Consider the following 16,675-nt stretch of genomic DNA (forward strand, 5'->3'; position numbering starts at 1 on the left):
AAATAGGCAATTGGGGAGAGGGCAAGTATTTTAGTCAGATACCGCGAGCTGTCGGGGGCATCGCCATATGTCCAAGGGTCTTGTCTTTGCAGAGAAACGCGCGCCGACGCCGGAATCCGGCGGCCGTCCCCCTTGGGTCATCCTGATCGTCGACGACGACCGCGAGGTGCACGAGATCACCAAGCTGGCGCTGCGGAATTTTTCCTTCGGCGGCCGTCCGGCCTTGTTCCTCGACGCCTATTCCGGGGCCGAGGCCGAAGGCATCCTGGCCGCCGAGCCGCAGATCGCCCTGGTGCTGCTGGACGTGGTGATGGAAACCGACGATGCCGGCCTGCGGCTGGTGGAATTCATCCGCAACCAGCTGAAGAACCAGCGCGTGCGCATCGTGCTGCGCACCGGCCAGCCCGGCCAGGCACCGGAAAAGGACGTGATCGTCGCCTATGACATCAACGACTACAAGCCCAAGACCGAGCTGACCCAGGAACGCCTGTTCACCACCGTGGTGGCGGCGCTGCGCGCCTATGAGGACATCATGGCGCTGGAGCTGAACCGGCGCGGCCTGGAAAAGATCCTGGACGGCTCGGCCATGCTGTTCCAGTTGCGATCCCTGCAACTGTTCTCCGCCGGGGTCCTGAACCAATTATCCGCCTTGGTGGGCTGCCGCGAGGACGGACTGATCTGCGCCGTCAAGGACGACGCCCCGGCCGTGACCGCCGACCACATCACCATCCTGGCCGGATCGGGCCGGTTCGAGGACCGTATCGGCGGCTCGTTGCGCGAACTGGCGGACCCGGCGGCGCGCGATGCCCTGGTCGGCGCCCTGGCCCGACATCATTCCCATTACGGCGACAGCTTCCTGTGCCTGTACCTGCACAGCCCCAATTACCGCCATCTCGCCATCTATCTCGCCACCACCCACCCCATTCCCGAGGTGGAGCGCCAGTTGATCGAGGTGTTCGGCAGCAAGGTGGCGCTGGGCTACGATAATGTCCACCTGATCGAAGCCCTGGGCGAGCAGTTGCAGCACCTCAAGCGATCCGAGGAACGCTATGCCCTGGCGGCCAAGGGCGCCAACGAGGCGCTGTGGGACTGGATGACGGTGGCCCAGACCATCTATTTCAGCCCGCGCATGGAGGAGATCCTGGGCGTGGCGGCGGGCAGCCTCAACGGCTCGCCCCAGACCTGGCGCCAGCATGTTCATCCCGAGGACCGCGCCCTGTTCCAGGCCGGGTTGGACGAGGCCTGCGGGCGGCGCTCCGATACCCTGGACCTGCAATTCCGCATGCGCCATGTCTCGGGGCAGACCCTGTGGGTCCGCATGCGCGGCGCCATCGGCTATGGCCCCGATGGCACGCCCACCCGGCTGGTGGGGTCCCTGGGCGACATCACCGACCGCAAGCGCTATGAGCAGGAACGCCTGCGCTCGGCCGCCGCCGAGGCCGCCAGCGTCGCCAAGTCGGAATTCCTGGCGGTGATGAGCCACGAAATCCGCACCCCCATGAACGCCATCTTAGGGATGATCCGCCTGCTGCTGGACAGCGAGCTGGACGCCACCCAGCGCGATTACGCCGAGACCGTGCTGTCCTCGGGCGAGGTGCTGCTCAGCATCCTCAACGACATACTCGACCTGTCGCGCATCGAGGCGGGCAAGCTGGAACTGGAACGCCTCCCCTTCGACCTGCCCAAGGTGATCGACAGCATCGTCCATCTGATGGCGCCGCGCGCCAGGGAAAAGGGTCTGGCACTCCGCAATGGCAGTGCGCCCGGCGTTCCCGGGCGGCTGGTGGGCGATCCCACCCGCCTGCGCCAGATCCTGCTCAACCTGCTCAGCAACGCCATCAAGTTCACCGAACGGGGCGAGGTCGCGTTGCACCTGTCGGCGCATATGCAGCCGGACGGCATCCCCGCCCTGCGCATCGAGGTCAAGGACAGCGGCATCGGCATCGCGCCCGAGGCCCGCGCCCGTCTGTTCGGCAATTTCGTCCAGGCCGACACCACCATCTCCCGCCGCTTCGGCGGCACCGGCCTCGGCCTCGCCATCTGCCAGAATCTGGTGCGGCTGATGAATGGCGAGATCGGAGTCGACAGTGTCCCGGGCCAGGGCAGCACCTTCTGGTTCGTGATCCGCCTGCCGGTGGCCGAGCCCCAGGAGGAGGGGCAACCCGGCCCCAGCGCACCGGCCAAGACCCTTCCGCCGCTGCAGGTGCTGCTGGCCGAGGACAATCCAGTCAACCGCAAGGTGGCGACCCTGATCCTGGAGCGCTCCGGCCATCATGTCACCGGCGTGGTCAATGGCGCCCATGCCCTGCGCGCTGTGCAGGAGAGCCCCTTCGACATCGTGCTGATGGACATGCAGATGCCCGAGATGGACGGGCTGGAGGCCACCCGGCGCATCCGCGCCTTGGACGGCGATGTCGCCCGCATTCCCATCCTGGCCCTGACCGCCAATGCCCTGGCCGCCGAGTTTGAACGCTGCATGGCGGCGGGCATGGATGGCTTCGTCACCAAGCCGTTCCAGATCGAGCTGCTGTGGAGCGAGATCGCCCGGGTGCTGGCGGAAAAGGCCTCGGGCTCCACCCATGCGCCGCCCTCGGTTCCGCGCACTCCCCTGCTCGACCGGGCGGTGCTGCACGACCTTCAGGATCGCTTCAATCCCGAGCAGGTGGCGGGACTGCTGGCCGACTATGTCGAGGACGCCCGTGCCAAGCGCGCCGACTTCGCCCGCTGGGCCGCCGCCAGTGACCGCATGCGGGTCCAGGCGGAAGCCCGGGGCCTGAAGGAATCCTCGGCCAATTTCGGTCTGGTGTCGCTGCGCAATCTGGCCGAGGCGGTGGAACTGGCCTGCCAGGACGACCGCTGGGGCGACGCCCTGCATCTTCTGGCGGAACTGCCCGAACGACTGGACGAGACCGTGGCCGAGCTGCGGCGGCTGTTTCCCAGCGCCGATGCCGCCATCGGCCAGCGCCAGTTCCATGCCGAGGGCGGAGCATCGTCGTGATCTCGCGCATCAGCGTCTCCGGCAAGCTGCTGCTGATCTATGCGCTGGACATGATCGCGGTGGTCTTCCTGGGCTATTCCCTGGCCGAGGAGAAGTACATCTCCATCAATTTCGCCCGCAAGGAGGTGGCGGGGAACGTCTATATCGACGCCGCCCGCGACGCCTTGTTCGCCATCGCCGAGCGCGGCGCCCTGGAACCGCCGCAGCAGGCGGCGCTGGAACAGGCCGAGGCGGCCCACGGTGCCGAGATGGCCAGCCAGTCGGAACTGGCGGTGTTGCTGGAGGCGGGCCGCGCCCTGGCCGCGTCCCCCCCCGATGACGCCGCCGAGCCCCGGCTGAAGGCGGTGGCCGCCGCCCGGGCGCTGATTTCCCGGGTGGGTGACCAGTCCAACCTGATCCTCGATCCCGACCTGGATTCCTATTACTCCATGTCGCTGGTGCTGCTGCGCTTTCCCGAGCTGGTGGACCTGCTGGCCCAGATCCGCGCCCTGGCCGCCCACGCCATCCATGACGGCGGCATCGCCGCCGACCAGCGCACCGAGTTCCTGATCCTGGAAGGCCGACTGACCACCGTCATCCGGGGCATCGAGGGCGACCGCCAGGCCGGATACAACGGCAATGGCGACGGCAGCCTGCAACGGGCGCTAACCCCCGGCTTCGCCGGGCTGGACACCGCCCTGTCCGGCCTGCTGACCGCGCTGCGCGTCAGCATCATCGACCAGTCGGGGACGGTGGACGCCGCCCTGGTCAACCAGGCCATCGCCACCTCGCTGCGCGCCACCCATGTGGTCTGGAGCCAGACCAGCGGCGAGTTGAACCGCTTGCTGGACCGGCGTATCGACGGTTTCTTCCGTCGGATGTGGGAGCACTTCGCCCTGGCGGGCGCCCTGCTGGCGGTGATCCTGACCCTGGTGCTGCTGGTGGCGCGGCGCATCGCGGTTCCCATCGGCCATCTGGCCGAGGTGGCCGAGACCGTGCGCCAGACCAACGACTACGACCTGCGGGCCAAATGGGATAGCGGCGACGAGATCGGGCGGCTGGTGGGGGCGTTCAACACCATGCTGGAACGCCTGCAGGCCGAGGGCCTGCGCCGCGAGGAACTGGCCGCCCGCACCCGTGCCGCCGAGGCCCAGCGCGATCTGCTCGAAGCCATTCCCACGCCGCTGACGGTGTCGCGGCTGTCGGATCATTCGCTGCTGCATGCCAATCCGTCGGCCGCGCTGCTGCTGGGGCTCGACGGCCAGTACGACGCCGCCGAGGACCATCTGTCGCCCGAGGACGGCGAGCGGCTGTTCCGCCAGCTCAGCCTGCAAGGCGCCGTCAACGAGTTCGAGGCCCAGGTCATCGGTCCCAACGGCGTCCCGTTCTGGGCGCTGATCTCGGCGCGGCTGCTGGTCTATCAGGGCGAGGATGCGCTGCTGACCACCATCACTCCCATTTCCGAACGCAAGCGCATGGAACAGGAGCTGCTGGGCGCCAAGGACCGGGCCGAATCCGCCCTGGCCGAGCTGCAACAGGCGCAGCAAAGCCTGATCCAGGCGGAAAAGATGGCGTCGCTGGGCGGTCTGGTGGCCGGGGTGGCCCACGAGATCAATACCCCCGTCGGCATCGGCCTGACCGGGGCCTCGACCCTGGCGGCGGAAACCGAGCGGCTGCGCAAGCTCTACGGCGACCAGGCCATGACCGAGGAGGATTTCCTCGACTACCTGAATGTGGCCGCCGAAACCGCGCGACTGTTGCTGACCAACATGAACCGCGCCGCCGAGCTGATCCACAGCTTCAAGCAGGTGGCGGTGGACCAGACCAGCGCCGAGCGTCGCCGCTTCGACCTGAAGACCTATATCGAGGAAATCCTCAACAGCCTGACCCCCAGCCTCAAGAAGCGTCGACTGAGGGTGGAGGTGAGCTGTCCGCCCCGGATCGAGATGAACTCCTATCCCGGCATCCTGTCGCAGGTCCTGACCAATCTGGTGATGAATGCCCTGGTCCACGCCTATGACGAGGGCCAGACCGGCATCCTGGCCATCACGGTCGAGGATCTGGGCGACGATGTCGCCCTGGCCTTTTCCGATGACGGCAAGGGAATCCCGGCGGAAAACCTGCCCCGCATCTTCGACCCCTTCTTCACCACCCGGCGCAGCAATGGCGGATCGGGCCTGGGGCTGCATATCGTGTTCAACGTGGTCACCGGCTCGCTCAACGGCCAGGTCGATGTGGCCAGCGCGCCGGGGCGCGGCACCACCTTCAACCTGCGCTTTCCCAAGACGGCGCGGGTCTAATCCATGACGTTCCTGGCCGAGGCATCGGGCGGAGGCGGCTTCGCCCCTCCAAAATTGCGACCTGGGCATGCGCCCATGGCTTTCGGCATAGGGCGATCCCTGCTTTTCGGTGCCCATGCCTTGAATTATTCTGCCCCAGGCGTCGGGTTGGCGGGCGTCCAACTGGGAAGTTTCGGTTAGAGCAGTCTCAATGCGTGTTCCCCTGATCGCCGCGACAGCCCTTGGGGCAGGCCTCCTTTTCCTCCTGATGCTGGCCCAGGATGTGGGCCGGCTGGGCGCGGCCTTTTCGAGCCTCGGCCCCGCCATTGCCGCCATCTGCCTGTTCCGGATCATTCCCATCGCCCTGCATGCCCAGGGATGGCGCAGCGTGATGGCCGAATCCGACCGCCCCGGCCTGCTGCCGACCCTGGGGATTCGCTGGATCGGAGAATCCGTCAATACCCTGCTGCCGGTGGGTCAGGTGGGCGGCGACGTGGTGCGCGCCCGCCTGATGGCCGCGTCCCGCCCCCGGCCGGACGGCGCCGGGGCCGAGGTGGCGGTTGATTTTCTCCTGGGCATCGTCTCGCAGGCACTCTTCGCCCTGATGGGGGTGGCGGCGCTGATGGCGGTGGCGCCGGGCATCGCCGCCAGCGCCCAGGTATTGGCGGGCACCGCCGTGCTGGTGGGGCTTGCCGCCTTTCTCGCCATGCTGCAACGCCGGGGTTTCTTTTCCGGCCTGGCCGGAATGGCGGGCAGGCTGATGGGCGAGCGGGCCAGTTCCGGCCTCGCCCAGGGGGCGGCGGGGCTCGACCGCGAGGTGGCGCGGATCATGGCCGACCGGCCCCGCATGCGGCGGGGCCTCGCCTGGCGCCTGCTGGGCTGGCTGAGCCATGTGGCCGAGGCCTGGATCCTGTTGGCCGCCCTGGGACTCCCCGCCGGGCTGGACACCGCCCTGGCCCTGGAAAGTCTCGCCTGGGCGGTGCGCAGCATCGCCTTCCTGATCCCCGGTGCCATCGGCGCCCAGGAAGGCGGCATTGTCGCCATCGGCCTGCTGCTGGGCCTGCCGACGGAACTGGCCCTGGCCCTGGCCCTGGCTAAGCGCGCCCGCGAGATCGTCGTCTGCGCCCCCGGTCTGGCCGCTTGGCTGGTCATGGAACGGCGCGGCATCAAGGGCCTGCTGAAATCGGGAGGCGCGCCGTGACCGCCGCGCCGCCGCTGTCGGTGGCTGTCCTGGTGGACCTGGAGCAGAGGCAGGGGGCCGGCGGCCATGTCAAATGCTGGGAACGGCTCTCCCAGGCCGCCCTGTCCTTTCCCGACGCCCTCGACCTGACGCTGTTCCTGTCGGGCAGCCGCGAGCAGGTCACGCCGCTGGGCCCCAATGTCCGCCATGTCACCTTGCCGCCGGTGTTCAGCACCCGCCGCCTGCAGGCATTGACCGGCCCGTTGCCGGATCATACTGACCTGTCGCCTTGGCATCCCCGTCTGGCACGCCATCTGCGCCAGGGAGGGTATGGGGTGGTGCATACCACCGACGCCTATTTCGCCTTCTCCCGCACCGCCGAGCGGCTGGCGACGCGCATCGGCCTGCCTCTGGTCAATTCCATCCACACCGCCACCCCCGAACTGACCCGCATGTTCACCGAGCAGGCCATCGGCAAGGCCTGCGGCCACGGCCGTCTGTATCGGTTGCTGTGTCAGCGGCTGAGACTTCCCGATCTGTTCAAGCAATCCAAGCTGGCGCGGCTGGCGGCGCATCAATCGCGCTGCGCCTTTGCCCTGGTATCCAAAGCCGAGGAAGCGGCCCGGGCACAGGGCGTGCTGCCCGCCGAGCGGGTGCGCAGACTGCGGCGCGGGATCAATCCGACCATGTTCAGCCCCGGCCTGCGCGACCGGGCCTGGCTGGCGGCGCGTTACGGAATCCCCGAGACCATGCCGCTGGCCCTGTTCGTCGGCCGTCTTGATCCCAGCAAGAATCTTGCTCCCCTGGTGGAAGCGGTGGGACAGGTCAACGGGCGTGGGGTCGAGATGCGGCTGTTCTGCGCCGGGGATGGACGCGAACGCGACGGGATCATGGCCCGACTGGGTCCGCAGGTCCTCTGCCCCGGCCAGTTGGCGGTGGAGGAACTGGCACGGGTCTATGCCAGCGCCGACCTGCTGGTGATGCCGTCCGAGATCGAGGAACTGAGCAACGTGGTGCTGGAAGGGCTGGCTTCCGGCCTGCCGGTGGTGGTTTCCGCCGAGGGTGGCATGGGGGAACTCGTCCAGCCCGGCCTCACCGGCGAAGTGGTTCCCGGTGGCGACGCTTCGTCCTGGGCCGATGTCCTGGCACGGCTGGCCGCCGACGCCGACCTGCGGAGTCGTATGCGGGCGGCCGTGGCCGCCGACGCCCCCAGGCGGCTGCCCAGCTGGGAACAGGTGCTGGCCGAGGACCTGCTGCCGGTCTGGCAGGCCGCCGTCCGCCCATGACATCCGCCTCGATCCTGGTCCTTGCTCCCCATCCCGACGACGAGGTGGTCGGCTTCTCGGCCCTGATCGGCCGGGCACGGGTGCGGGGAAGCCGCGTCGCAATCCTGACCCTGACCGATGGCATTCCGGCCGCCGAGGTGCTGTGGCCCTGGCAGCGGCGCGGCCGGGAGGAACGGGCGGAACGGCGCCAGGCCGAGGCGGCCGAGGCGGCGCGACTGCTCGACGTGGACAGTCTCGGCATCCTCGACATTCCCAGCCGCCGGCTGAAGGACAAGTTCCAGGAAGCGAGGCAGGCGGTGGCCGAGGTTATCGAACGGCTGCGTCCCGACGCATTGTGGGTGCCCGCCTATGAAGGGGGGCACCAGGACCACGACGTGGCCAGCCTGCTGGCGGCGGGCTTTCGCTCCCGGCTCGCCGTGTTCGAGGCGCCGCTCTATAATTTCGCCCATGGCCGGGTGAACAGCCAAAGCTTCATCGATCCCGACGAGGACTACACCCAGTCCATCCTCGTCCTCACCGCCGCCGAGCGCGAGGCCAAGCGGCGCCAACTCGCCGCCTATGCCAGCGAGGCGGGCAACCTGGATTATGTCGAGACCGAGCGGGAAGGCCTGCGACGCCAACCCTCGCACGACTATTCGCGCCCCCCCCATCCCGGACGGTGCTTCTATCAACGGTTCCAATGGGTCCCCTTTCCCCATCCCCGCATCGACTCCATCACGCCCGAGGAACTTTGCCGGGCCATGGGACAATTGACCGGGGGCGGGACACCTCGTTAAGGAACGTCTTGTTAAATCGGGATTTTATCCCCACCTTGGATGAAACGGCCCCGGCGGGAGCCGACAATAAGGTACGGGAGAGGGCTCCATGGACTTCGCCACCTTTCTGGACCAGCGGCTGTCGTCGCTGGCGCCAAGCTTCAAGGGCATGGGCGCCGAGCGGCTGATCCGCGCCACCATCGGCGGCATTCCGGCGGGCGATCTGGCCCGGGCCGATCCCGAAATGGTGTTCGGCGCCGCGCTGGGCCTGTTCACCTTCATCCGCGAGCGCCAGCCCGGCCGTCCCGCCGTCAGGGTGTTCGACCCCGACCTGGACCGCCACGGCTGGGTGTCCGGCCATACGGTGGTGGAGATCGTCAACGACGATATGCCGTTCCTGGTGGATTCGGTGGCCATGGAACTGTCGCGCCGGGGCATCGCCATCCATCTGCTGATCCATCCGGTGATCTCGGTCCGGCGTGGGGCGTCCGGACGGCTGGAGGAAATCCTCGACAACGGCGCGGGCGCCCGGGAATCGGTGATGCATATCGCCATCGACCGTCAGTTGCCCGACACCCACGACACCCTGGCCGAGCACTTGCGGGCGGTGCTGGCCGAGGTCCGCCTAGCGGTGGAGGACTGGAAGCCCATCCTGGCCCGCATGGAGACGGCGGTGGCCGAATTCACCGGCGGCAAGGACGGACTGGAGCCCGAGGAGAAGCAGGAGACCCTGGATTTCCTTTCCTGGCTGTCCGACAACCATTTCACCTTCCTGGGCTACCGCTGGTTCGAGCTGGGACGCAACGGCTCGGTGACGGCGGAGGCGGCCAGCGGCCTGGGCGTGCTGCGCCAGCCCCAGGCCCATGTCTTCGACGATGCCGTCACCCTGGCCGACATGCCCGCCGATCTGCGCGCCTTCCTCATGCGCCACGATCCGGTGCTGGTGACCAAGTCGGCGCGCCATTCCACCGTGCACCGCCCGGTGCGCATGGATATCATCGGATTAAAGCGGTTCGGCCCCAAGGGCGGCGTGGTGGGGCTGCACGCCTTTCTCGGCCTGTTCACCTCTTCGGCCTATACCGACCGGCCCGCCCAGATCCCGCTGTTGCGGCGCAAGATCCGCCGGGTGGAGGAACGCGCCGGATTCCTGCCCCATGGCCATGCCGCCAAGGCCCTGGCCAATATCCTGGAAACCTATCCCCGCGACGAGCTGTTCCAGATTTCCGAATCCGCCCTGCACGACACCGCCGTCGGCATCCTGCATCTGCAGGAGCGCCAGCATGTGGCGGTGTTCACCCGCAAGGACGAGTTCGAGCGCTTCGTCTCCTGCCTGGTGTTCGTGCCGCGCGACCGCTACGACACGCCGCTCAGGCTCGCCATCACCAAGCTGCTGGAGGAGAGCTTCGCCGGCCACCTGGACGCCTTCTATACCCAGGTCGCCGACCAGCCGCTGGCCCGGCTGCATTTCATCATCCGCACCACGCCGGGCGCCGTGCCCCATGTGGACGCGGTGGCCCTGGAAGCCCGCATCACCGAGGCGGCTCGGACCTGGGCCGAGCATCTGCGCGGCCAGTTGATCCTGGCCCATGGCGAGGCCGCCGGTCTGGGACTGGCCCGGCGCTGGGTCCAGGCCTTTCCCGCCTCGTATCGCGAGCGTCATTCGGTGCTGGCGGCGGTGGCCGATGTGGACCGCATCGAGGAGGTCGAGCGTCACGGCGGCATCGGTCTCAATCTTTACCGCCCGGTGACCGCCGCCGCCCATCAGGGCCGCCTGAAGCTGTACCGCGCCGGAACGCCGGTGGCGCTGTCCTCGGTGCTGCCCATGTTCGAGGCCATGGGCCTGATGGTGATCGCAGAGGTCCCCCACGAGATCCAGCCCGAGGGCCAGACCGGGGCCTCGGTGTGGATTCACGATTTCGAGGTGGAAAGCGCCGATGGCGCCGCCTTGGACGTGGCCGAGCGCCGCGACGCCTTCCAGGATGCCCTGGCGGCGGTGTGGCGGGGCGACGCCGAAAGTGACGGCTTCAACCGGCTGGTGCTGGGCGCCGGGCTGGACTGGCGCGACGTCATGGTGCTGCGCGCCTATGCCAAGTATCTGCGCCAGACCGGCGCCACCCATAGCCAGGCCTATATGGAGCAGGCCCTGTGCGGCAACCCGGCCATGACCCGCGCCCTGGTGGAGCTGTTCCATGCCCGCTTCGATCCCACCGGCGGCTCGGGCGATGCCGGAGCCGCCGAGGCGCGGCTGCTGGCCGGGCTGGAAGCGGTGGTCAGTGCCGATGACGACCGCATCCTGCGCCGCTTCCTCAACCTGATCCGCAGCACGCTGCGCACCAATTTCTTCCAGACGCTGCCCGGCGGCGGGCCCAAGCCCTATTTCTCGTTCAAGCTGGATTCCCGGGCGGTGGACGACCTGCCCGCGCCGCGTCCCATGGTCGAGGTCTTCGTCTATTCCCCCCGGGTGGAAGCCATCCATCTGCGGGGCGGCAAGGTGGCGCGGGGCGGCATCCGCTGGTCCGACCGCCGCGAGGATTTCCGCACCGAGATTCTGGGCCTGATGAAGGCGCAGATGGTCAAGAACGCCGTCATCGTCCCGGTGGGGGCCAAGGGCGGTTTCGTGGTCAAGAAGCCGCCTGCCAGCGGCGGGCGCGACGCCCTGCTGGCCGAGGGCATCGAGTGCTACAAGACCCTGATGCGCGGCCTGCTCGACATCACCGACAATCTCGGCCCCGAGGGTGTGGTGCCGCCGCCCGATACCCTGCGGCTCGACGGCGACGATCCCTATCTGGTGGTGGCCGCCGACAAGGGCACCGCCACCTTCTCCGACATCGCCAATTCCATCTCGCTGGAGCGCGGCTTCTGGCTGGGCGACGCCTTCGCCTCGGGTGGCAGCCAGGGCTATGACCACAAGAAGATGGGCATCACCGCGCGCGGCGCCTGGGTGGCGGTGGAGCGCCATTTCCGTGAAATGGGCATCGACACCCGAACCCAGGACTTCACCGCCATCGCGGTGGGCGACATGTCGGGCGACGTGTTCGGCAACGGCATGCTGCGGTCAAAGCACACCCTGCTGGTGGCGGCCTTCAACCACGCCCATATCTTCCTCGACCCCGATCCCGACCCCATGGCCAGCCTGGCAGAACGCCAGCGGCTGTTCGACGCGGTCAAGGCCTGGCCCGACTACGACGTCTCGCGGATTTCGGCCGGGGGCGGCATCTATCCGCGCAGCGCCAAGACCATCCCGCTGTCGCCCCAGGTCAAGGCCCGCTTCGGCATCGACGCCGACACGCTGCCGCCCAACGAGTTGATCCGCCTGTTGCTGAAGGCGCCGGTGGACCTGCTGTTCCTGGGCGGCATCGGCACCTATGTCAAGGCCTCGGGCGAGACCAATGCCGAGGTGGGCGACCGCGCCAACGATTCGCTGCGCATCGACGGCCGCGACATCCGGGCCAAGGTGGTGGGCGAGGGCGCCAATCTGGGCTTCACCCAGTTGGGCCGCATCGAATACGCCCAGGCGGGAGCGGGCGGCACCGGCGGGCGCATCAACACCGACGCCATCGACAACTCGGCCGGAGTCGACTGTTCCGACCACGAGGTCAACATCAAGATCCTGGTCAACGACCTGGTGGCGGCGGGCGACCTGACGCCCAAGCAGCGCGACAAGCTGCTGGTGGAGATGACCGACGAGGTCGGCGCCCTGGTGCTGCGCGACAACTATCTGCAGACCCAGGCGCTGTCCATGATGGAGGTGCTGGGCGCCGACCTGCTGGACGCCGAGGCCCGCTTCATGCGCTTGCTGGAAAAAGCCGGGCGGCTGGACCGCGCCATCGAATTCCTGCCCGGCGACGAGGTCCTGACCGAGCGGGCCGCGCGCAAGCAGGGCTTCGCCCGCCCCGAACTGGCGGTGCTGCTGGCCTATGGCAAGATCTGGCTCTACGAGCACATCCTGCATTCCGACCTGCCCGACGATCCCTTCATGGCCACCGATCTGGCCAAATACTTCCCCACCGCCTTGCAGGAGCGGTTTGGCGCGGAAATCTCCCGCCACCGGCTGCGGCGCGAGATCGCCGCCACGGTGGCGACCAATTCCATCGTCAACCGGGTGGGCGGCGCCTTCGTGGCGGAGTTGATGGAAACCACCGGGCACCCGCCCGCCCAGGTGGCCCGCGCCTATATCGTGGCCCGCGACGCCTTCCGCCTGCGCGAGGTCTGGAAGGAGATCGAGGGATTGGACGGCACCGTTCCGGCCGCGGCCCAGACCGCCATGCTGATCGAGGCCAACCGCCTGGTGGAGCGGGCCACCCTGTGGGTGCTGCGTTCCATGCCGTCCCCCTTCGCGCTGGGCGACGGCATCGGCGAGTTGTCACCCGGCGTGCTGGCCCTGGAAGAAGCGGTGCCCCATGTCCTGCCGCCCGATGCCGCGGCGGCCGTGGCGGCCCGCATCAACCAGTTCGTCGAGCAGGGCGTGCCGGAATCCCTGGCGCGGCGGGTGGGCAATCTGATCGTGCTGGCCTCGGCCGCCGATATCCTGCGCATCGCCACCCGCCGGGGAATTTCCATCAGCGTGGCCGGACGGCTGTATTTCGCGGTGGGCGCCCGCTTCTCGCTGGGTTGGCTGCGAGCCTCGGCGGAAAAGCTGTCGGGTCGCGGCCACTGGCTGAAGCTGGCATCGGCGGCGGCCATCGAGGACCTCTACGGCCACCAGCGCGACATCACCGACCGGGTGGCGGCGTCGCAGCCGGGTCTGGAGCCCGCCGAGGCCATCTGCGCCTGGGCCGAGGGCAACCGCGCGGCGGTGGAGCGCTCCGAGGCGCTGCTGGCCGAACTCAAGGCGGCGTCCCATATCGACCTGCCCATGATCATGGTGGCGGGGCGCCAGTTGCGCACCTTGACCGAGACAACGGTTGCCGGTACGGCGGAGACCGGATAAAGGAGTCAGAGTCTTCCCCTGTTTCGTCATGGCCGGGCGTGTCCCGGCCATCCACGCAAATCGGTGGGGGAGGCGCTTGATCCGGTCGCTTCGGGCGGGCGGCATGGATGCCCGGATCAAGTCCGGGCATGACGGTATTGGAGGAGCACCCCATGGAATTCGCCAAGTTTCTCGACCAGCAGTTCGCCGAGCACTCCGAAGTTGTCGCCAAGACCTCGGCCGCCGTGCGCGAGCCGTTCCAGAAGCTGGTGGAAGCCTGCCTGACCAGTCTGGCGGGCGGCGGCAAGATCCTGTTCTTCGGCAATGGCGGCAGCGCCGCCGACGCCCAGCATCTGGCCACCGAACTGGTGATCCGCTACCGCTACAACCGCAAGGCCCTGGCCTCCATCGCGCTCACCACCGACACCTCGCTGCTGACCGCCTGCGCCAACGACTTCTCGTTCGAGGAAATCTTCTCGCGCCAGATCGAGGCCCTGGGCAAGCCCGGCGATGTCGCCATCGGCATCTCCACCTCGGGCAACAGCCCGAATGTGCTGACCGCCCTGGCGGTGGCCCGTGACATGGGGCTGGTGGCGGCCGGGTTCGGCGGCCGCGACGGCGGCAAGATGGTGGGACTGGCCGACCCGCTGCTGATCGTGCCGTCCAATGTCACCGCCCGCATCCAGGAAATGCACATCCTGCTGGGCCATGCCCTGTGCGATCAGGTGGAAGCCAAGGCGGCCCCGAAGGAGTGAGGCGGGTTTGCCTCGGGGGGGGGCTTGTGCTAGAAGTCGCCGGGTCTTGAACGGATAGGCTTGTCACAGGCATGAGTTCCCCCCAAGCCGCGCTGGACGGAAACTCCCATGGCCGCAAGGTCGAAATGGGGTCGGAACGGTCCTTCGGCATCGTTTTCGCCGTTGTTTTCGCCATTCTCTGCCTGCTGCCGCTGAAATCCGGCGGATCACCCAACTGGTGGCTGGGAGGCGTCGGCGCCGCCTTTCTGGCGGTCGCCCTCGTCGCTCCCCGTCTGTTGAAGCCGCTGAACAAGGTCTGGTTCCTGTTCGGCCTGCTGCTGCACAAGATCGTCTCGCCACTGGTGATGGGGCTGCTGTTCTTCGGCACCGTCACTCCCGTCGCCCTGATCATGCGGGCTCTGGGCAAGGACCCGCTGAAGCTGAAGCACGATCCCGCCGCCGCCAGCTACTGGATCGACCGCCGCCCGCCCGGCCCCGCTCCCGATACCATGCGCCGCCAGTTCTAGGAGATCGACCCGTGGCCTTCCTCATCGAGCTTTGGCAGTTCCTGCGCGAGCGCAAGAAGTTCTGGCTGTTGCCCATCCTGATCATGATGGTGGTGTTCGGCGGCCTGATCGTGCTGTCCCAGGGCTCCGCCGTGGCACCCTTCATCTATACCCTGTTCTAGGCGGGCCTGCCCTTGCGTATTCTCGGCATCTCGGCCCTCTACCATGACAGCGCTTGCGCCCTGGTGGTGGATGGAACCGTCGTCGCGGCGGCCCAGGAAGAGCGCTTCAGCCGCAAGAAGCATGATGCCGGGTTTCCCGAGCACGCCATCGCCTATTGCCTGGCCGAGGCCGGAATCCAACTGAACGACGTGGACCACGTGGTGTTCTACGACAAGCCGTTCCTGAAATTCGAACGGCTGCTGGAGACCTATGTCTCCTTCGCGCCCAAGGGCTTCACCTCGTTCAAGGCGGCCATGCCGGTCTGGCTGAAGGAGAAGCTGTTCCAGAAGGACCTGCTGTCTCGGGAACTGAAACGTTTCGCCAATGACTTCGACTGGCTGAACAAGCTGCTGTTTGCCGAGCACCATCTCAGTCACGCCGCCTCGGCCTTCTTCCCCTCTCCCTTCGAGGACGCCGCCGTCCTGACCATGGACGGCGTCGGCGAATGGACCACCACCTCTCTGGCCATGGGATCGGGCAACCGGCTGGAGATTCACAAGGAACTGCACTTCCCCCATTCCCTGGGGCTGCTGTATTCCGCCTTCACCTACTATACCGGCTTCAAGGTCAATTCCGGCGAATACAAGCTGATGGGCCTCGCCCCCTATGGCGAGCCCAAATACACAAAGCTGATCCTGGACAATCTGGTCGATCTGAAGGAGGACGGCAGCTTCCGGCTCGACCAGTCCTATTTCGACTATTGCACCGGCCTGACCATGACCAACGACCGGTTCGCCGCCCTGTTCGGCCAACCGGTGCGCCGGGCCGACAAGGACCAGCTGACCCAGTTCCACATGGACATCGCCGCCTCCATCCAGGAGGTCACCGAGATCATCGTGTCCAAGCTGTGCCGGGGCATCAAGGCCGAGACCGGGGCGAAAAACCTGTGCCTGGCGGGTGGCGTGGCGCTGAACTGCGTCGCCAATGGCAAGATCCTGCGCCAGGGCATCTTCGACAATATCTGGATCCAGCCGGCCGCCGGTGACGCCGGTGGCGCGCTGGGCGCCGCCCTGGCGGGCTATCACCTGTTCAAGGGCCAGCCGCGCCAGGTGGCGGGAAACGGCAAGGATTCCATGAAGGGCTCCTATCTGGGGCCGGTGTTCGAGCAGGCCGACATCGAGGCGCGCCTGACCCAGGCCGGGGCCAGGTTTTCCGTACTGGGCGAGGACGAGGTCATCGCCGCCACCGCCCAGGCCCTGGCCGATGAAAAGGCGGTGGGCTGGATGCAGGGCCGCATGGAATTCGGCCCCCGCGCCCTGGGTGGCCGCTCCATCCTGGGCGATCCCCGCTCGCCCTCCATGCAGAAGACCCTGAACCTCAAGGTCAAGTACCGCGAGAGCTTCCGCCCCTTCGCGCCGTCGGTGCTGCGGGAAGACGTGGCCGAGTGGTTCGATCTGGACGGCGATTCGCCCTATATGCTGCTGGTGGCCCCGGTGGCGGAAAAGCACCGCCGCGTCATGACCGAGGACGAGAACAAGCTGTTCGGCATCGACAAGCTGAACGTGCCGCGCTCGAGTTTACCCGCCATCACCCATGTGGACTATTCCGCCCGGGTGCAGACCATCCATGCCGACACCAATCCGCGCTACCACGCGCTGATTTCCGCCTTCAAGGGCCTCACCGGCTGTGGCGTGGTGGTCAATACCAGCTTCAATGTGCGCGGCGAGCCCATCGTCTGCACACCGGAAGACGCCTTCCGCTGCTTCATGGGATCGGAGATCGAGGTCCTCGTGGTGGGCAACTGCTTCCTGAAGAAGGAAGAGCAGGACGAAGGCCTGAAGCTCGACTACAAGAACGCCTTCGAACTGGATTAGGGCGAGCCGCCCC

10 protein-coding genes are annotated in these 16,675 nt (G+C 67.5%); all 10 read left to right on the forward strand.

The window, feature by feature from the left end; translation table 11 throughout:
• Positions 1-67 precede the first annotated feature (67 nt).
• The 10 genes from A6A04_RS13455 to A6A04_RS13495 all read left to right on the forward strand — a co-directional run bounded on the left by A6A04_RS13455 (position 68) and on the right by A6A04_RS13495 (position 16,662).
• On the forward strand, positions 68-2,998 hold the full coding sequence (locus A6A04_RS13455) for a DUF3369 domain-containing protein (RefSeq protein WP_068493715.1): 2,931 nt from the start codon (positions 68-70) through the stop codon (positions 2,996-2,998).
• Positions 2,995-5,277, forward strand: coding sequence for a sensor histidine kinase (locus A6A04_RS13460; RefSeq protein ID WP_068493716.1), 2,283 nt, complete (start codon positions 2,995-2,997; stop codon positions 5,275-5,277). The genes A6A04_RS13455 and A6A04_RS13460 overlap by 4 nt, the downstream gene beginning before the upstream one ends.
• A 190-nt stretch (positions 5,278-5,467) precedes the next feature.
• The gene (locus A6A04_RS13465) at positions 5,468-6,457 is read left to right on the forward strand and encodes a lysylphosphatidylglycerol synthase domain-containing protein (protein ID WP_082914910.1); all 990 of its coding nucleotides are present in this window, start codon (positions 5,468-5,470) and stop codon (positions 6,455-6,457) included.
• Positions 6,454-7,722 (forward strand): glycosyltransferase, encoded by a 1,269-nt coding sequence (locus tag A6A04_RS13470; protein WP_082914911.1) that lies wholly within the window; start codon positions 6,454-6,456, stop codon positions 7,720-7,722. Before A6A04_RS13465 ends, A6A04_RS13470 begins: the two co-directional genes overlap by 4 nt.
• Positions 7,719-8,498 carry a PIG-L deacetylase family protein gene (locus A6A04_RS13475; protein ID WP_068493719.1) on the forward strand — a complete coding sequence of 260 codons (780 nt, stop codon included), beginning with the start codon at positions 7,719-7,721 and terminating at the stop codon, positions 8,496-8,498. Before A6A04_RS13470 ends, A6A04_RS13475 begins: the two co-directional genes overlap by 4 nt.
• Before the next feature lie 88 nt (positions 8,499-8,586).
• Positions 8,587-13,407, forward strand: a complete 4,821-nt coding sequence (locus A6A04_RS13480) for an NAD-glutamate dehydrogenase (RefSeq protein WP_068493720.1) — start codon at positions 8,587-8,589, stop codon at positions 13,405-13,407.
• Between the two features lie 152 nt (positions 13,408-13,559).
• A complete protein-coding gene (locus A6A04_RS13485) occupies positions 13,560-14,141 on the forward strand; it encodes a D-sedoheptulose 7-phosphate isomerase (RefSeq protein WP_068493723.1) in 582 nt (193 codons plus the stop codon).
• A 71-nt stretch (positions 14,142-14,212) separates the two neighbouring features.
• On the forward strand, positions 14,213-14,647 hold the full coding sequence (locus A6A04_RS13490; protein WP_082914912.1) for an SxtJ family membrane protein: 435 nt from the start codon (positions 14,213-14,215) through the stop codon (positions 14,645-14,647).
• Positions 14,648-14,658: 11 nt separating this feature from the next.
• Entirely contained in the window at positions 14,659-14,808 is a 150-nt protein-coding gene (locus tag A6A04_RS22715) for a DUF5989 family protein (protein ID WP_172822774.1), read from the forward strand.
• Positions 14,809-14,820: 12 nt separating this feature from the next.
• Entirely contained in the window at positions 14,821-16,662 is a 1,842-nt protein-coding gene (locus tag A6A04_RS13495; RefSeq protein WP_068493725.1) for a carbamoyltransferase family protein, read from the forward strand.
• The last annotated feature ends 13 nt before the right edge of the window (positions 16,663-16,675 follow it).

Origin of the sequence: Paramagnetospirillum marisnigri, from assembly GCF_001650715.1 — a bacterium.
Classification (GTDB): Bacteria; Pseudomonadota; Alphaproteobacteria; order Rhodospirillales; family Magnetospirillaceae; genus Phaeospirillum; species Phaeospirillum marisnigri.

Coding starts and splice junctions, on each gene's coding strand:
- A6A04_RS13465 (WP_082914910.1), top strand. CDS start 5,468: ATGCGTGTTCCCCTGATCGCCGCGACAGCCCTTGGGGCAGGCCTCCTT.
- A6A04_RS13475 (WP_068493719.1), top strand. CDS start 7,719: ATGACATCCGCCTCGATCCTGGTCCTTGCTCCCCATCCCGACGACGAG.
- A6A04_RS13455 (WP_068493715.1), top strand. CDS start 68: ATGTCCAAGGGTCTTGTCTTTGCAGAGAAACGCGCGCCGACGCCGGAA.
- A6A04_RS13490 (WP_082914912.1), top strand. CDS start 14,213: ATGAGTTCCCCCCAAGCCGCGCTGGACGGAAACTCCCATGGCCGCAAG.
- A6A04_RS13480 (WP_068493720.1), top strand. CDS start 8,587: ATGGACTTCGCCACCTTTCTGGACCAGCGGCTGTCGTCGCTGGCGCCA.
- A6A04_RS13485 (WP_068493723.1), top strand. CDS start 13,560: ATGGAATTCGCCAAGTTTCTCGACCAGCAGTTCGCCGAGCACTCCGAA.